The sequence below is a fragment of the Solibacillus sp. FSL R5-0449 genome (genome assembly GCF_037975215.1).
Classification (GTDB): domain Bacteria; phylum Bacillota; class Bacilli; order Bacillales_A; family Planococcaceae; genus Solibacillus.
Window position 1 is genome coordinate 3,410,001 of the sequence record NZ_CP150239.1, and the last position, 15,221, is coordinate 3,425,221.

Below are 15,221 nucleotides of genomic sequence, written 5' to 3' on the forward strand. Positions count from 1 at the left end.
GGTTACCAACCTTCGTGAACCATATCCGCTTATATTGGCTGATAGTGACTGGTTGTTACGAAGTCCCGATTTGGTAAAGATGCTGAGGGAAAAAAATATTCGAGTCGGTTTGCTTGGTTCCAATAGTGAACAATACGAAGATGAAAATCTATTAAAAAAAGAAATCGCAATCTATGAAAAAACGTTTTACAAAAAACCGCTTTGGTTTGCTACCTCTGATTATAAAGTCGATACTTCCATGCAAACTGCTTTGCATGATCAGGGAATCAACATTGTCGCTCCGACTTATACGTTTCCTATAGAAGAGAGTAAAATTCCTGAAGGTTCGTTTGTAAGTATTCCTTTGCACCGAGACAAGGAAGTTTCATTTGAAGAAATAAATGAATTTATAAAAGCGCATAAATTTGTTTCAATTGAACAAAATATATTTGGCTATGAAACTTCTACAAAGCGTTATCCTTAAACTTTATTATTCTACTATAAAACTAAAAAAGGGCTGCCACGAAATTTTTCATTTCTGTGATCGCCCTTTTTTTATGCTTTTGTAGTTTTTGTTGTTTCTTTTCGTGCTTTGCGACGCTGCTCCAATCGTTTTCGATCTTCTTCTGATTGTGCATTGTATTTTGGCAACATTAAAATTTGGTATGCATTAACGGCCACTAATGGGAATAATAATAGTGCAACATATACATCAATATTATCTTGTCTTCCCATTAAAGCGATGATCCACTCCAAAGATGTAATAACAATCATGAAAAATAATGTTGAAATCAACACATGCGGCTTTTGCGTCATTTTGATTTTTTTAATTGCTGTCCAGACGGCCGCACCGATTAGCACTGCAAGTAAGAAACCATAGAAAATCCAGTCTCCCGCTGCATTAGCTCCTGGTGCAAAACGGAAAACAATAATATCCACTAACACGATAATGATTAATAAAATTTGAATCCAATTCCAAAGTGTTAGCGTTCTAAATATATTGACCCCGACTTGATGTAATGTCAAATATGCAAAAAATCCTGCTTGTGCCATTACACTCATTGTCATCCCTAATACGATATTCCAAACTACTGCTGCAAGAAATTCTGAGATTTCTCCATTCGCTAAGTATGGCTGGTAAAAGTCCCAACGAATAATTAACGAGGCAGCTGCATTAACTAAACCACCGATTACTAATGCCCAAAAAGCAAACTTCACCCAGTTCCGTATCGTCACGAACAAATTCCCCCATTTTTTAATATATCTTGTATATTTTATCAATTTGGTATCAAAAAAGCGACCTCTCTTAAAAGATGTTACATACAATTTGTAAAATTGTGAACAATAAGCGAAAGCGCATAAATGAAGAAAGGTCGTGAGAAAATTGAAACGATTAATCATACTTACCTTTTTCCTCATTCTCCTTACCGGTTGTAGTGACGCCAAATCGACGACAATGTCTTATGATGAAGTGAAAAAAATCATGGTCGATGCCATTCAAACAGAGGATGGGAAAAAAGCAATTCGCCAAATGTTTGAAGATAAGAATTTCCGGGAGTTGCTTATTTTAAATACAGAAGAAGTAAAAAAAGCGACCGAGGAGACAATGTTATCAAAAGAGGCAATGGATTTTTGGATCAAAACATTTGAAGACCCGAAATTCAAAGAAACATTCGCCAAGAGTATGCAGGATCAGCAGGAAGAATTAATGAAAAACCTACTGAACGACGCCAGTTACCAAGAAGCTTTAACATCTTTCTTCGGCCAGCCGGATATGCAAAAGCAGCTCGAAAGTATAATGAAAGGTGCCGTCATGCGAAAAGAGCTGGAAAAAATCGTAATGGAAACAATCGAAAATCCGCTTATGCAAACAAAATGGCAGGATCTTATTAAGAAGAGCGGTGAAGCTTCATCCGAAAAAGAATCGGGATCTGAATCGGGATCCGGCTCTGAGAAGGAAAGCGGCGGCGGTAAAGAAAGTGGTGGAGAATCATAAAAAAACAACCAGTCGTCTCAATCGGGACAACTGGTTGTTCTTTTTTTATTTTTTTAACTCTGAAATGATTTCTTCAGCGATTTGCAAATAGATTTTACCTGTCGGGTGACTTTCTGCATAGATAGATGGCGCAAAATCTTCCTCTGTCCAATCTGGTTGTCCTAACGGAATTTGACCAAGTAATTTTGTGCGCAGTTCATCAGCCAGCTTTGGACCGCCACCTTGACCAAATACGAATTCTTTTTCCCCTGATTTGCTTTCATACCAAGCCATATTCTCAATAACACCAAGGATTTCATGATTTGTCTGTAATGCCATCGCACCTGCACGGGCTGCTACGAAAGCGGCTGTCGGGTGAGGTGTTGTTACAACAATCTCTTTTGAAGACGGCAGCATTTGGTGAATGTCCAGAGCTACGTCTCCTGTTCCTGGTGGTAAATCCAATAGTAAGTAGTCTAAATCGCCCCACTCTACATCACGGAAGAACTGGTCCAATACTTTCCCAAGCATCGGTCCGCGCCAAACGATTGGTGCATTGTTTTCAACGAAGAATCCCATAGAGATAACTTTTACACCAAGACGCTCTACTGGGTAAATACGGTCATCTTTTACGACCGGCATTTCTGTAACACCCATCATGTCCGGTACAGAGAAACCATAAATATCAGCATCAATTAAACCGACTTTTTTGCCTAGGCGAGCAAGTGCAACTGCCATATTTACAGATACCGTAGATTTCCCTACTCCGCCTTTACCTGATGCAATTGAAATAAATTGTACGCTTGATAATGGTGATAAAATATCTTGTGCTTCCGATTCCGTCGCTTGTCCACGGAATGACTGCAGTACTTCTGCCGGCAGCTCTTCAAAACGAATTCCAACTGAAGCTGCGCCATTTTCCTTTAACACTTCAACAATTTTCATTTGAAGTGTCATTTGTTCAGGCGTATTAGTTTTTGCGATTGCAATACGAACACTCACATGCGCTTTTTCTGCTTTAATCGAAACGTTTGTTACACCTTTTGTTTCTGCTAGTGATTTATGTAAAAACGGATCTTGTAGTTCTCCTAATAGTTCTCGGACTTGTTCCTCATTTAACATATCAAACACTCCCCTGAATGAAATTACATTTGTTAGTATATCATAATCGATTCGTATTGTTATTACATGTTGCCTACTCGTATTTTACGTGAATATAATTTTCAATGCCACGTGCAATTGCAAATGCCATTTTTTCCTGATAGCTGTCATTTGCCAGCAAATCACGCTCTTCCTCATTACTTAAAAAACCTGTTTCAACTAATACAGCCGGTTTTTCAATTTTCTTTAATAAATAAACATTTTTAATTGCCAGTGCTTCGCGTTCCGTATTTTCCATCGTCTCTCGAATTGATTGCTGAACTGCCTGTGCAAGTGCCGCACTTTTTTCATGTCCAGTCTGATGGTAAAACACTTGGGCGCCTCTCCACTTGCTATTTGGTATTGCATTTGCATGAATCGTAATGAATAGATCCGGTTCATGTGATTCTACTAACGTTTCACGTAAAAAAATGTCCTGTTTTTTACGCTCACGAAGTGTTGGAAATGTCTCACTTGGTGCATGTTCACTCAGTACATCCCCATCTGTGGAACGTGTTAATACTACCTCTGCTCCCAAACGTGTCAATTGACGAGCTACTTTTTTTGTAATTGCCAATGTCACATCTTTTTCGATCACCTCTCCATTTGAAGCACCACCATCAACTCCTCCATGACCAGCATCTAATACAATTTTTACCCCACCTAATGGCTCGGGTAAAAAAAATCGCCGGTCGGATGCGTTCGTTTCATATACAACGACAAGCATCGAACAAAAAATTACGAATATGAGTGCAAGCCAACGTCTCAAAAAAAACACCGTCCTTTTTGCCTACTATACGCAAAAGGACGGTGGAATATTCACCTTATCATTGAGACAAAAGCTGACGCTGTAATGTTGCATAAAAACCTTGTTCATTCATTAAAGAGTCATGAGTTCCTTGTTCTGAAATCCGCCCATCTTTAATGACAAGGATCTGGTCTGCATTTTCAATCGTTTTAAGACGGTGTGCAATCACAAAGCTCGTACGCCCTTCCATCAAATTGTTCAAGCCTTTTTGAATATGCACTTCTGTCATTGTATCAACACTTGAAGTTGCTTCATCCAAGATTAAGATGTCGGGATCTTCTAGAATTGCGCGGGCAATCGCTATAAGCTGACGCTGCCCCTGACTTAAATTTAAGCCCCCGCTTGTCAGTACAGTATCGTACTGCTCAGGCAAATACTTGATAAAATTATGTGCATATGCAATTTTTGCTGCCTGTTCAACCTCATCATCTGTTGCATCGAGCTTACCGAAACGGATATTTTCACGTACTGTTCCTGAAAACAGGTATGTATCCTGCAGTACGACTCCGACATGATCTCGCACATTCGACATCTTATAATGTTGAATTGGTTCACCGTCCAATAAGATCCGGCCACCTGTCGCATCATAAAAGCGGGTTAACAGCTGAATGATTGTCGTCTTCCCTGAACCAGTCGGACCAACAATGGCAATTGTCTCTCCTGCTTTTGCTTCAAAATCGATTCCGTGTAATACTGTCTTGCCCGTTTCATAAGCAAACTGAACTTTTTCGAACTTAACATTTCCACTAAACTGTTTCTTAGCTTTTGCATTTTCAATATCCGCTACTTCTTTTGCTTCATCCAGCACTTCAAAAACACGTTCTGAACCAGCAATAGCCGATTGGAACGTATTGAGCAAGTTCGATAGCTGATTGATCGGTCGGAAAAACTGTCGGGTATACGTAACAAATGATGCGATTACACCGATTGTTAGTCCGCTTGTTACTGCCATGATTGCACCGGCGCCTATTACAAGACTTAAACCTAAATTGTTCATGAAGTTATTGATTGGACCCATGAAGCCGGAAATTATATCGGCTCGCATTGCCGAACCGCGCAATCGCTCATTGGCCTCTTTAAACTCAGCAAGCGTTGATTTTTCCTGACCGAAAAGCGTAATAATATCCGCGTTTGAAATGGTTTCTTCAATATACCCATTTAAATTGCCCAAATCCCGTTGACGTGCCTTATAGTTCACACTGCTTCGTTTAATAATCTGCTTTGTCGCATAAACGATGAGCGGAATAATAATGAGCGTAACAAGCGCTAATCGCCAATCTAAATAAAAGAGGGCAAAGGCCGTTCCGACAATCGTTAAGAAACTTGAAACGATTTGAATGACACTCTGTGACAAAGCGGCATTTAAGTTTTCGATGTCATTTGTCATCCGGCTCATTAAATCGCCCTGCTGTCTTTTGTCGTAAAAGGCGAGCGGCAATGACTGATACTGTTCAAACAATTGTTGTCGCAACCTGCGAATCGTCTTTTGTGAAACACGAATCATGACAAAGGTTTGAAGCCAAGTCAGTAACGATGACGCGATATAGACGCCGGCTAAAATAAGGGCCATCCGAATCGCACCTGGAACATCGAGCTTCACAATATAATCATCGATTGTTCTCCCGATCAGAAATGGGCCGACTAAGCTTAGCAATGTACTAATAATAACGAAAATGACAACACTGATCAGTTCTACCTTTTGTATGCGTAAATAGCTCCAAATACGCAGCAGTGTTTCTTTTTGATTTTTCGGCTTCACAACCGGACCTGTAAAGCGACCACCTGGATGCCTCATTGGTGTAGGCGGTTCCCCTTGATGTTTATTCACTTAAGGTCACCCCTTTTTCTGCCTGTGTTTTCGCCATCTCTTGGTATAATGGACTTTCCTGCAATAATTGCTCATGTGTCCCTGCTGCGGCAATTTTTCCGTCATCCATTACGAGTATTTGATCGGCATGACGAATTGAAGAGATTTTAGATGAGACAATCACTTTTGTGGCATTACTAAATTGTTCTTCAATCGCCCGTTGAATCGTTTTTTCAGAAATACTGTCAACCGCACTTGTCACATCATCCAAAATCAAAATACTTGGTTTACGGATAAATGACCGCGCCATTGCCAAACGCTGCTTTTGCCCGCCTGATAAGTTTGTTGCCCCTTGTGTGAGCAAGTGGTCTGTCCCTGCATCCAGTTTATCGACAAACTCCTTGGCGTTTGCTGATTGCAATGCCTGCAAAATTTCCTCTGTAGTTGCACCGGTTTTGCCATAGCGTAAGTTGTCGGCAATCGTTTTCGAAAACAGTGTAGCTTTTTGTGGCGCAAAACCGATTGACTGGCGTAAATGTTCCAATGAATAGTTCCCGATCGGTAGCCCATCAATTTTTACTACACCACTGTCAGGATCAAACAGGCGCGGAATCATTTTAACTAATGTCGATTTCCCGCTTCCTGTCATTCCGATAATGCCGAGGGTTTCTCCCGCATTCACGTCGAAGCTAATATTTTTCAATACCGATTCTGTTTCTTTTAAATAGGAGAAGCTTACATTTTCGAAACTTATACTTCCTTGAATTTCTTTTCCCACCGGTTTTGAAGGACCCGTTAAGTCTGTTGTCTCTTCCAGCACTTCTACGATTCGCCCCGCGCTTGGTATTGCACGTGCCAGCTGTACAAGTACCATCGAAGAACTCATCAGCCCCTGCATGACCATCATTAAATAGTTGATAAAGGCCAGAATAACCCCAACTTGTAACGTATTGTTGTCTACTTTGATCGCACCCATCCAAAGTGCTGCTACTATACCTAAGTTCACGACAAACATTGTAAGCGGTGCAAGTACGCCTATAATTTGATCAGCTGCCATACTGCGCTTCATCAGTTGTGTGTTTACTCCGGTAAACTGCTCGATCTGATGATTTTTCCGGTTGTAAGCCTTAATGACCCGAATACCTGCCAAGTTTTCCTGGACTTTCGTATTTACTACGTCGACAACCTTTTGCACTTTATGAAAAAGCTTGCCTGATAGTGCCGTAAAGTAGTACATGCAAAATGCCAAAATCGGCACAACGACCAACAAAATCGGAAATAATTCGCGCGCTGTAATAAAGACAATGACGATGGCCCCGATAAACATCATCGGTCCACGGACAAATATTTTTAATAACATCGTCAGTGCACGCTGAAGCATTTCCATATCACTCGTTAAATTCGTAACAAGCTTTCCGAGCGTAAATTTATCTTTACTGCTATTTGAAAAATACGTAATCGTTTCATATAAATCGAGACGTAGATCGGTTGAAAAGTTAACAGCCGTCCGTGACGCATAAATCGAACACCCTACACCTCCGATTAAACCGATTAAAGATGTCGCTATCATTAAGCCAAACATTTTCACAATATATGACGTATCATTTTGAGCAATCCCATCGTCGATAATATGCTGTAATATTGTAGGCTGCAGTAAATCCATGCTTACCTCAATAACCATCATTACGGGAGCGATGATCGCAAATAATATATATGGCTTAATATATTTTGAGAGTTTCCATACTGCTTGCATTAAACAAGTTCACTTCCTTATGTTGTGAAAAATTAATCCTCTTCTGTTGGCTTTGTTTCTTCCAACAGTTCATTTAATTGGAACAACCCTACAAAATCATTCATAATTGCTTCAGTCGCTTTCAGTTCTCCTGCAATGACAGAATGAATCGACTGCAATTCCGTAGACTCCAGCTGTTGTTTCAAAGTTGAACGCTTCATTTCGAGTTGGCGGTAAAACTCCAATGCACGCCCACGACGGAAAGTTTGGGCACCCTTTGGACGGCGAATACTATGTTCTCCTTCTCCTCGGTGTCTCCTTCTACCTTCTGATTTCAAATTTATCACCCCATCCCTTTTGAATACTATCGTATACTATTGTATACAAAAGTAACACTCCCGGTAAAGTACTCAGGAGAAGTACTTTTTTCAAACCGTTTTATTTTGTTTGCTCTTTAAATATCGTTACTATAAAACAAACAGTTTCATTAAAGGGGTACATAAAATTGAAAAACGTGACGAGCGATATTATACAATTTAGAGGATCGCATTATGAATTTGGTATATATCAGGGAGAGCTTTTAAAGAACTCTCCGCTTTTTTCTAATAGAGAAGAACTTTATAAACAACTGGATCATAGATTTTCTATAGATAAATCATATGTTAATCAACTATTAGCCCGTTTCGCTCCAGGAATAATAGAGGAAATTGAAGGGCTCGCTTATACACTTGGTTATACAGAAGAACAGGCTTTACTCCATTATGGAGGCTATTATGCCGCACATAGAAAAAGTGGCTGCTCGATTACGACAAGTCCTTCTTATATGATCCGAAACTATGATAATGACCCTAAAAGCTATGATGGACGCTTTGTGCTATATGCTCCAACTGACGGTGGCTACGCGGCACTCGGTCCTTCAATGCAAATTACAGGTCGTATGGATGGAATGAATGAAAAAGGACTTGTCGTCGGTTATAACTTTGTCAATACGAAAAACAGTGCGGATGGCTTTGTGTGCAATATGATTGCGCGTCTTTTACTTGAACGTTGCGCTACTGTTGAAGAGGGCATTTCACTGTTAAAAGATATTCCCCATAAGCATTCATTTAATTATGTATTACTGGATGCGAAGCAAACGATGGTGGCAGTAGAAGCATCTCCGCGCAATGTGGCCGTGCGCGACGCAGCAGCCTGTACGAATCACTTTAAAGTGCTGACAGAAGAAAACCGGTACCGAACAGAAGATTCCTTAGCGCGTGAACATATTATTTCGAGTGCCCAGGCAAATCCACTTAGTTTTGAAAAGGCATATACATTATTGAATGGTATCGAAAATGGCGTCTTTGCGACAAAATACGGTGCATGGGATGGGACTCTCCATACGGTTGGCTATTTACCGGGTGAAGGGAAATGTATTTTTGCTTTAGGTGGCGATGCACTGCCTGTAGTGATTGATTTTAAATCGTGGCTAAGCGGTACTCATTTGCCTCTTTCAAAAATTAAAGGAAAACTTCATGCGACAAACGGCTTTGCAAATGAATAAAGAAAAAACCCTTTCTCGGATAATTCCAAGAAAGGGTTTTGTAGTTTCGCAAAATAATAATCGTATAGATTAACGTTTTGAGAACTGAGGTGCACGACGAGCGCCGCGTAGACCTGGTTTTTTACGTTCTTTCATACGTGAATCACGAGTTAATAGACCCGCTGCTTTTAAAGCTGGGCGGAAGTCTGGATCAACTTGTAATAATGCACGTGCGATACCGTGACGGATTGCTCCAGCTTGACCTGTGAATCCACCACCGTTTACGTTAACGTGAACGTCATATGAACCTTTAGTTTCTGTAGCTACTAATGGTTGGTTGATAATTAAGTGTAAAGTTTCGTATGGTAGGTAATCTGAAACATCACGGTTGTTGATTACTACTTTACCTTCGCCTGGTACTAAACGTACGCGAGCAGTTGAGCTTTTACGGCGACCTGTGCCGATATATTGTACTTGTGCCAAAGTTATTTCCTCCTATTATAGTTTATTGATTAACCACGTAACTCGTAAGCTTCTGGTTTTTGTGCAGCATGTGGATGTTCAGAACCAGTGTAAACGTTCAATTTAGTGAACATTTGACGACCTAAAGAGTTCTTTGGAAGCATACCTTTAATTGCTAACTCAAGCATTTGAGTTGGGTATTTTTCCTTCATTTCACCAGCTGTACGTTGTTTTAAACCACCAGCGAATTGAGTATGACGGTAGTAAATTTTCTTTTGTAATTTGTTACCTGTTAACTCAATTTTATCAGCGTTGATGATGATCACATGATCTCCTGTATCAACGTTTGGTGTGAATGTTGGTTTATGTTTACCGCGTAAGATAGAAGCTACTTCAGAAGCTAAACGACCTAACGTTTGGCCTTCTGCGTCAACTACTAACCATTTACGTTCTACTTCTTGACCTTTAGCCATGAAAGTTGTGCGCATGTTTGTATCCTCCTAATCGATATGAATTACCGTTATTTTTCATTATATACACTTTTATAAGTTTCGGGGCTTATTATTGTGGTGGTAATGAAAATACCATACATCATCATATACTGGATCGCGTTTAAAGTCAAGATATTTAATTGAACACCTGGAGAGGTTGTTAACCCTTTTCACAAGCCGATTTCTCTAGGTTTTTATAGTGAAGAGGAAAATTTTTTCAAATAAATTTTTATAAATCTTGATAAAAAACTTGTTCCAAATACAGACCATGTGCTGGTGCTGTTTTACCTGCTTGTGCACGGTCCCTTGAAGCGATTGCCTTTTCCAGTGACGCTGCTTCCCTTTTTCCGATGCCCACTTCCCACAATGTCCCTGCAATGATCCGTACCATATTGTATAAAAAGCCGTTGCCGCTAATGGTCATATGCAGCTCTTCCCCATGCCAGGCAAGCTCCAGTGCTTCAACCGTACGCACTTTATCCACTACACTCGTATTTGCCGCGCAAAAGCAACTGAAGTCATGTGTCCCGACAATTGCTTGGGCTGCTTCACGCATCGCTTCTACATTCGGCTTCACTCCGCCTGTTTCGACTGCGTAATGTCTTCTAAACGGGCTTTGAACAGCGCGGCAATCCCAAATATAGCGGTAACGCTTGCCACATACATCATAGCGTGCATGGAAGTCTTCCCTTACCTGTTCCATATGAAGTACACGAATATCACGCGGCAATTGGACATTTAATGCTTTTTGATATTTATCAGAGGGAATCGCAAGAGCTGTATCAAAATGTATTACCTGGCCTGTTGCATGGACACGCGCATCTGTACGGCCGCTCGCTGTAATTTTTACGTGTGTCCCTTTATGCATTTTTGTTAATACTTTTTCGATTTCAAGCTGTACTGTGCGCTCACCCGGCTGCACCTGATATCCGGCAAATCCTGTACCGTCATAGCTAATCGTTGCTTTTAATCTCACCATGTTTTTACTCCTCTAACTGCGCAGCATCCATAAAAGGACGCCTAATAATACAAGTATGACTAAAATAGCCGTATCTCTTCCCATCCATTTTAACTGACGGTATTTTGTACGTCCTTCGCCTCCGCGGTAGCCTCGCACTTCCATCGCAGTCGCTAAATCTTCTGCACGTTTAAATGCACTGACAAAGAGCGGTACTAACAACGGTACAACTGCCTTGAGACGATCTTTAATCGGTCCTGCACTTAAATCCGAACCACGGGCCATCTGCGCTTTCATTATTTTATCCGTCTCATCCATTAACGTTGGTATGAAACGTAAAGAAATCGACATCATTAATGCAAGTTCATGTACAGGCAGCTTCAGCTTTTTAAATGGATTGAGCAGTACTTCCAGACCGTCCGTAATTGAAATAGGGGAAGTCGTTAACGTTAAGATTGATGTCATAAATACGAGCATTAAAAAGCGCATGGATATGAACATCCCTTGTCGTAAACCTTCTTCGTATATTTTCATAAAGCCAAGATCAACTAATACAGGCCCTTCCTTCGTCATAAACAAATGCAAAATCAAAGTAAAGAGCATTAAAAATATGACGGGTTTTAAACCGTTGATTAGAAAATAAAGGCGGATTCTCGAAAGTAGAATAACGAGTAATGTAAACGCCAAAAGCAGCGCATAGGTTACTGCATTATTGGCAAAAAAGACGACGATAATAAAGGCAAAAACAAAAAGCAGCTTTGAACGCGGATCCAGCTTATGCACAAATGAATTTCCTGGTATATAGCGCCCAAATATCATTTTTTCCATCATTGCTGTTCACGCCCCTTTGGAATTGCCTGTCCAATTTCCACGGCAAGCTCTTCTTCAGTTAAGCATACTTTCGCCAATGGTTTCCCCATCATCTTCTCGACCTGATGCTGAAAGCGAACAATACGTGGCGGCTCCAGACGAAATTGGGCAAGTGTTTGACGATCGCTGAAAATTGCACGCGGATCTCCGGTCAACACACAGCGTCCTTCATGCATTATTGCAACAGCATCTGCATAGCGTGCCGCATCCTCCATACTATGTGTAACGAGTATCGTTGTTAAACCGCGCTCTTTATGTAGCTTATAAAATAAGTCCATAATTTCTTTTTGACCACGTGGATCAAGACCCGCTGTTGGCTCATCCAAAACGATTACTTCAGGGTCCATTGCCAGTACTCCTGCAATGGCGACACGGCGCATTTGACCACCAGATAGGTCAAATGGGGATTTGTCCAGTATTTCTTCCGGCAATCCTACTAATAAGATTAGCTCACGCGCCCGTTTTTCCGCTTCTTCCTCAGACACCCCAAAATTCATCGGGCCAAACATAATGTCCTTTAATACAGTCTCTTCAAAAAGCTGGTGCTCAGGAAACTGAAACACGATGCCTACCTTTTGACGCACTGTCTTTAAGTCTTTTGCCTTTTTTCCTGCTTCAATCAATCGGTCTCCGATTTTCACGGTACCGCTCGAAGGTTTTAACAATCCGTTAAAGTGCAGGAGAATTGTTGATTTCCCTGATCCTGTATGTCCGATAATCGCCTGAAATGTTCCACTTTTAATTGTTAAGTCAACCTCATGTAAAGCTTTCTTTTCAAATGGTGTGCCTTTTGCATAGGCATAGCTTACTTGTTGAAGTTGGATGTCCATAAGTCATTCACCAGCTCTTCTTCTGTCATATGTTGTCCTACAAGATGTACACCTTGTGCCTGTAGCAGCTTCGTCATTTTCATCGCAAACGGCATATCCAAACCAAACTGTACAAGTTCATCACCCAATGCAAAAATCTCCTCAGGCGTTCCTTCAGCGTATTTTTTGCCGGCATTCATAAAAATAATGCGGTCTGCCAGTAAAGCTTCTTCAAGATCATGTGTGATCGCCAATACCGTAAGTCCAATTTCTTTTCGCAGTGCTTCCACGATTGTTAACACTTCTTCACGACCTTGAGGATCCAGCATAGATGTTGCTTCATCCAATATTAATATTTGCGGATGCATTGCCAATGCTCCTGCAATAGCGACACGCTGCTTCTGTCCGCCCGATAAATGGTGTGGCTCGTGGTTGATAAACTCTTCCATCTTCACTTGTCTGAGGGCATTGTGCACACGTTTAACCATCTCTTCATGCGGAACACCGTTGTTTTCAAGCGAGAAAGCAACATCATCCTGCACAGTCGCCCCGACAAACTGATTGTCCGGATTTTGAAAGACAATACCTATCTGCGAGCGAATATCCCATATATTCTCTTCTGTAAGAAGCTCACGTTTAATACGGACTTCGCCTTGCTGTGGTATTAGAAGACCACTCATCAATTTGGCCATCGTCGATTTTCCGGAGCCGTTATGACCGACAATCGTAATCCATTCCCCTTTGTTAATGACAAAGGAAACATCCTCTACCGCATTTCGAGTTTGAGGTTCTTCCGGTGTATATGAATAGGTTACTTGATTAAATGATAAAATTTCACTCATACGCAGCTAATCTCCCCTCTGCTTCGCTTAAGTATGACATATTATATTGTTAATTTGAATTTCCCAGGAAATGATACCTATATAAAAATAAAGCACGTTTTCAAACAAGTTTTGCGCGAACGGCCACCTATTTAAACGTACTTTATGTTTGCATATGTATAGGGAATTTAGGGGCTCAACCCTTCATTCCATAAATAAAAAAGCGCGCACCTCATTCAGAGAAATGCGCTTGTCGTTACATTTACAAAATTTACGGGTGCTCAAGCCCGAAAATTCGTTGAATGAGGTGCGGAGAGCTAAACGAGACGCCAGTATATAAAATACTCCGCTCATCATAACGCTCAGCTTTATTATGTCGTATAAATCAATTTTGTTTATATAAAAAAGGGGTGCGGGTTCAACCGGTGAACCGGACACCCCTTTTCCACCTGTATGTTATTAAGAATTAAACTAATTCGATAATTACTACTGGTGCGCCGTCTCCACGACGAGGACCTACTTTAAGAATACGAGTGTAACCACCTTGACGCTCCGCATAACGAGGTGCGATATCGTCAAATAATTTTTGAAGTGCGAAAACAGTTTTTTCTTCTTCGCCTTCTCCAACTGTTACTAGCTCACGACGGATGAATGATGCTGCCTGACGACGAGCGTGTAAATCTCCGCGTTTACCTAAAGTAATCATTTTCTCAACAGCTTTACGAGTTTCTTTAGCGCGCGCTTCAGTAGTTTCGATGCGCTCGTTGATGATTAAATCAGTAGCTAAGTCGCGTAATAATGCTTTACGTTGAGAACTTGTACGACCAAGTTTTCTGTAACCCATGGACGTTTCCCTCCTTTTAAATATATCTGATCTAGCTAAATTTTATAATTTTTCGCTTAGTCTTCTTTACGTAATCCTAAACCAAGCTCTTCTAACTTATGCTTAACTTCTTCAAGAGACTTACGACCAAGATTACGTACTTTCATCATATCGTCTTCTGACTTGTTGGCTAATTCTAGTACCGTATTGATACCAGCACGCTTCAAGCAGTTGTAAGAACGAACAGAAAGATCAAGTTCTTCGATAGTCATCTCTAATACTTTTTCTTTTTGGTCTTCTTCTTTTTCGACCATGATTTCAGCAGTTTGTGCCTCGTTCGTCATGCCAACGAAGATATTTAAGTGTTCAGTTAAAATTTTCGCTCCAAGTGAAATCGCCTCTTTAGGACCGATGCTTCCATCTGTCCATACATCAAGTGATAACTTGTCGTAGTCAGAGTTTTGTCCAACACGAGTGTTCTCTACTTGGAAGTTGACGCGTGAAACTGGAGTGTAAATAGAGTCGATCGGGATCACGCCGATAGGAAGATCCTCACGTTTGTTTTGATCAGCAGGAGTATAACCACGGCCACGTTGTGCGTACATACGCATACGTAAATGACCGTTCTTAGCGATTGTTGCGATATATAGATCTGGGTTTAAAATTTCTACATCACTGTCATGTGTAATGTCAGCTGCAGTAACCGTTCCGTCACCTTTTACATCAATCTCAATAACTTTTTCTTCGTCAGAGTAGATTTTTAAAGCTAGCTTTTTCACGTTTAAGATAATCGAAGCGACATCTTCTACAACGCCTTCTACAGTTGAGAATTCGTGTAATACGCCGTCAATTTGAATTGACGTAACAGCAGCTCCAGGTAATGAAGACAGAAGGATACGACGTAGAGAATTTCCCAAAGTATTACCATAACCACGTTCAAGCGGTTCTACAACAAACTTGCCGTATTTGGCATCTTCGCTAATCTCCACTGTTTCAATCTTTGGTTTTTCAATTTCGATCATTC

General features: G+C 40.8%; 17 protein-coding genes (1 of these 17 only partly in view). 3 read left to right on the top strand and 14 right to left on the bottom strand.

The window, feature by feature from the left end; genetic code table 11:
• On the top strand, positions 1–463 hold the 3' portion of the coding sequence (locus MKY27_RS17065; protein WP_339196537.1) for a hypothetical protein. Its footprint begins 182 nt before the window's first position; 463 of the gene's 645 nt are visible here — the last part of the coding sequence; the start codon falls outside the window, past its left edge; its stop codon occupies positions 461–463.
• 71 nt (positions 464–534) lie between these two features.
• On the opposite strand, the gene MKY27_RS17070 is transcribed toward MKY27_RS17065, so the two are convergent.
• Entirely contained in the window at positions 535–1,215 is a 681-nt protein-coding gene (locus tag MKY27_RS17070; RefSeq protein WP_339196540.1) for a KinB-signaling pathway activation protein, read from the bottom strand.
• A gap of 148 nt (positions 1,216–1,363) precedes the next feature.
• Here MKY27_RS17070 and gerD point away from each other — a divergent pair, with 148 nt between their 5' ends.
• Positions 1,364–1,975 carry a spore germination lipoprotein GerD gene (gerD, locus tag MKY27_RS17075; protein ID WP_339174339.1) on the top strand — a complete coding sequence of 204 codons (612 nt, stop codon included), beginning with the start codon at positions 1,364–1,366 and terminating at the stop codon, positions 1,973–1,975.
• A 45-nt stretch (positions 1,976–2,020) separates the two neighbouring features.
• On the opposite strand, the gene MKY27_RS17080 is transcribed toward gerD, so the two are convergent.
• From MKY27_RS17080 to MKY27_RS17100, 5 genes are all read right to left on the bottom strand, one after another.
• Complete coding sequence (locus MKY27_RS17080; protein ID WP_339174343.1) at positions 2,021–3,076, bottom strand: P-loop NTPase; 1,056 nt, start codon at positions 3,074–3,076, stop codon at positions 2,021–2,023.
• 73 nt (positions 3,077–3,149) lie between these two features.
• Positions 3,150–3,863, bottom strand: a complete 714-nt coding sequence (locus MKY27_RS17085) for an N-acetylmuramoyl-L-alanine amidase (RefSeq protein ID WP_339196543.1) — start codon at positions 3,861–3,863, stop codon at positions 3,150–3,152.
• Between the two features lie 58 nt (positions 3,864–3,921).
• Complete coding sequence (locus tag MKY27_RS17090) at positions 3,922–5,697, bottom strand: ABC transporter ATP-binding protein (protein WP_339199773.1); 1,776 nt, start codon at positions 5,695–5,697, stop codon at positions 3,922–3,924.
• Between the two features lie 25 nt (positions 5,698–5,722).
• The gene (locus MKY27_RS17095) at positions 5,723–7,462 is read right to left on the bottom strand and encodes an ABC transporter ATP-binding protein (RefSeq protein ID WP_339196545.1); all 1,740 of its coding nucleotides are present in this window, start codon (positions 7,460–7,462) and stop codon (positions 5,723–5,725) included.
• Positions 7,463–7,494: 32 nt separating this feature from the next.
• On the bottom strand, positions 7,495–7,779 hold the full coding sequence (locus MKY27_RS17100; RefSeq protein WP_339196548.1) for a 2-keto-3-deoxygluconate kinase: 285 nt from the start codon (positions 7,777–7,779) through the stop codon (positions 7,495–7,497).
• Positions 7,780–7,946: 167 nt separating this feature from the next.
• Between MKY27_RS17100 and MKY27_RS17105 the strand changes: the two genes are divergently transcribed.
• On the top strand, positions 7,947–8,984 hold the full coding sequence (locus MKY27_RS17105; RefSeq protein ID WP_339196550.1) for a C45 family peptidase: 1,038 nt from the start codon (positions 7,947–7,949) through the stop codon (positions 8,982–8,984).
• 69 nt (positions 8,985–9,053) lie between these two features.
• Here MKY27_RS17105 and rpsI read toward each other — a convergent pair whose 3' ends face one another.
• The 8 genes from rpsI to MKY27_RS17145 form a co-directional block, all read right to left on the bottom strand.
• Entirely contained in the window at positions 9,054–9,446 is a 393-nt protein-coding gene (gene rpsI, locus MKY27_RS17110; protein ID WP_339196551.1) for a 30S ribosomal protein S9, read from the bottom strand.
• A gap of 29 nt (positions 9,447–9,475) precedes the next feature.
• Complete coding sequence (gene rplM / locus MKY27_RS17115) at positions 9,476–9,913, bottom strand: 50S ribosomal protein L13 (RefSeq protein ID WP_191701173.1); 438 nt, start codon at positions 9,911–9,913, stop codon at positions 9,476–9,478.
• A gap of 232 nt (positions 9,914–10,145) precedes the next feature.
• The gene (truA, locus tag MKY27_RS17120) at positions 10,146–10,895 is read right to left on the bottom strand and encodes a tRNA pseudouridine(38-40) synthase TruA (protein WP_339196553.1); all 750 of its coding nucleotides are present in this window, start codon (positions 10,893–10,895) and stop codon (positions 10,146–10,148) included.
• A 12-nt stretch (positions 10,896–10,907) separates the two neighbouring features.
• A complete protein-coding gene (locus MKY27_RS17125) occupies positions 10,908–11,705 on the bottom strand; it encodes an energy-coupling factor transporter transmembrane protein EcfT (RefSeq protein WP_339174357.1) in 798 nt (265 codons plus the stop codon).
• A complete protein-coding gene (locus tag MKY27_RS17130) occupies positions 11,702–12,574 on the bottom strand; it encodes an energy-coupling factor ABC transporter ATP-binding protein (protein WP_339196555.1) in 873 nt (290 codons plus the stop codon). The genes MKY27_RS17125 and MKY27_RS17130 overlap by 4 nt, the downstream gene beginning before the upstream one ends.
• A complete protein-coding gene (locus tag MKY27_RS17135) occupies positions 12,550–13,395 on the bottom strand; it encodes an energy-coupling factor ABC transporter ATP-binding protein (protein WP_339196558.1) in 846 nt (281 codons plus the stop codon). The genes MKY27_RS17130 and MKY27_RS17135 overlap by 25 nt, the downstream gene beginning before the upstream one ends.
• 445 nt (positions 13,396–13,840) lie before the next feature.
• Positions 13,841–14,218, bottom strand: coding sequence for a 50S ribosomal protein L17 (gene rplQ, locus MKY27_RS17140; protein WP_339174364.1), 378 nt, complete (start codon positions 14,216–14,218; stop codon positions 13,841–13,843).
• A gap of 56 nt (positions 14,219–14,274) precedes the next feature.
• A complete protein-coding gene (locus MKY27_RS17145; protein WP_008406717.1) occupies positions 14,275–15,219 on the bottom strand; it encodes a DNA-directed RNA polymerase subunit alpha in 945 nt (314 codons plus the stop codon).
• Positions 15,220–15,221: the final 2 nt, after the last annotated feature.

Coding starts and splice junctions, on each gene's coding strand:
- MKY27_RS17080 (WP_339174343.1), bottom strand. CDS start 3,076: ATGTTAAATGAGGAACAAGTCCGAGAACTATTAGGAGAACTACAAGAT.
- MKY27_RS17090 (WP_339199773.1), bottom strand. CDS start 5,697: ATGAGGCATCCAGGTGGTCGCTTTACAGGTCCGGTTGTGAAGCCGAAA.
- MKY27_RS17095 (WP_339196545.1), bottom strand. CDS start 7,462: ATGCAAGCAGTATGGAAACTCTCAAAATATATTAAGCCATATATATTA.
- rplM (WP_191701173.1), bottom strand. CDS start 9,913: ATGCGCACAACTTTCATGGCTAAAGGTCAAGAAGTAGAACGTAAATGG.
- truA (WP_339196553.1), bottom strand. CDS start 10,895: ATGGTGAGATTAAAAGCAACGATTAGCTATGACGGTACAGGATTTGCC.
- MKY27_RS17125 (WP_339174357.1), bottom strand. CDS start 11,705: ATGATGGAAAAAATGATATTTGGGCGCTATATACCAGGAAATTCATTT.
- MKY27_RS17130 (WP_339196555.1), bottom strand. CDS start 12,574: ATGGACATCCAACTTCAACAAGTAAGCTATGCCTATGCAAAAGGCACA.
- MKY27_RS17135 (WP_339196558.1), bottom strand. CDS start 13,395: ATGAGTGAAATTTTATCATTTAATCAAGTAACCTATTCATATACACCG.
- rplQ (WP_339174364.1), bottom strand. CDS start 14,218: ATGGGTTACAGAAAACTTGGTCGTACAAGTTCTCAACGTAAAGCATTA.
- MKY27_RS17145 (WP_008406717.1), bottom strand. CDS start 15,219: ATGATCGAAATTGAAAAACCAAAGATTGAAACAGTGGAGATTAGCGAA.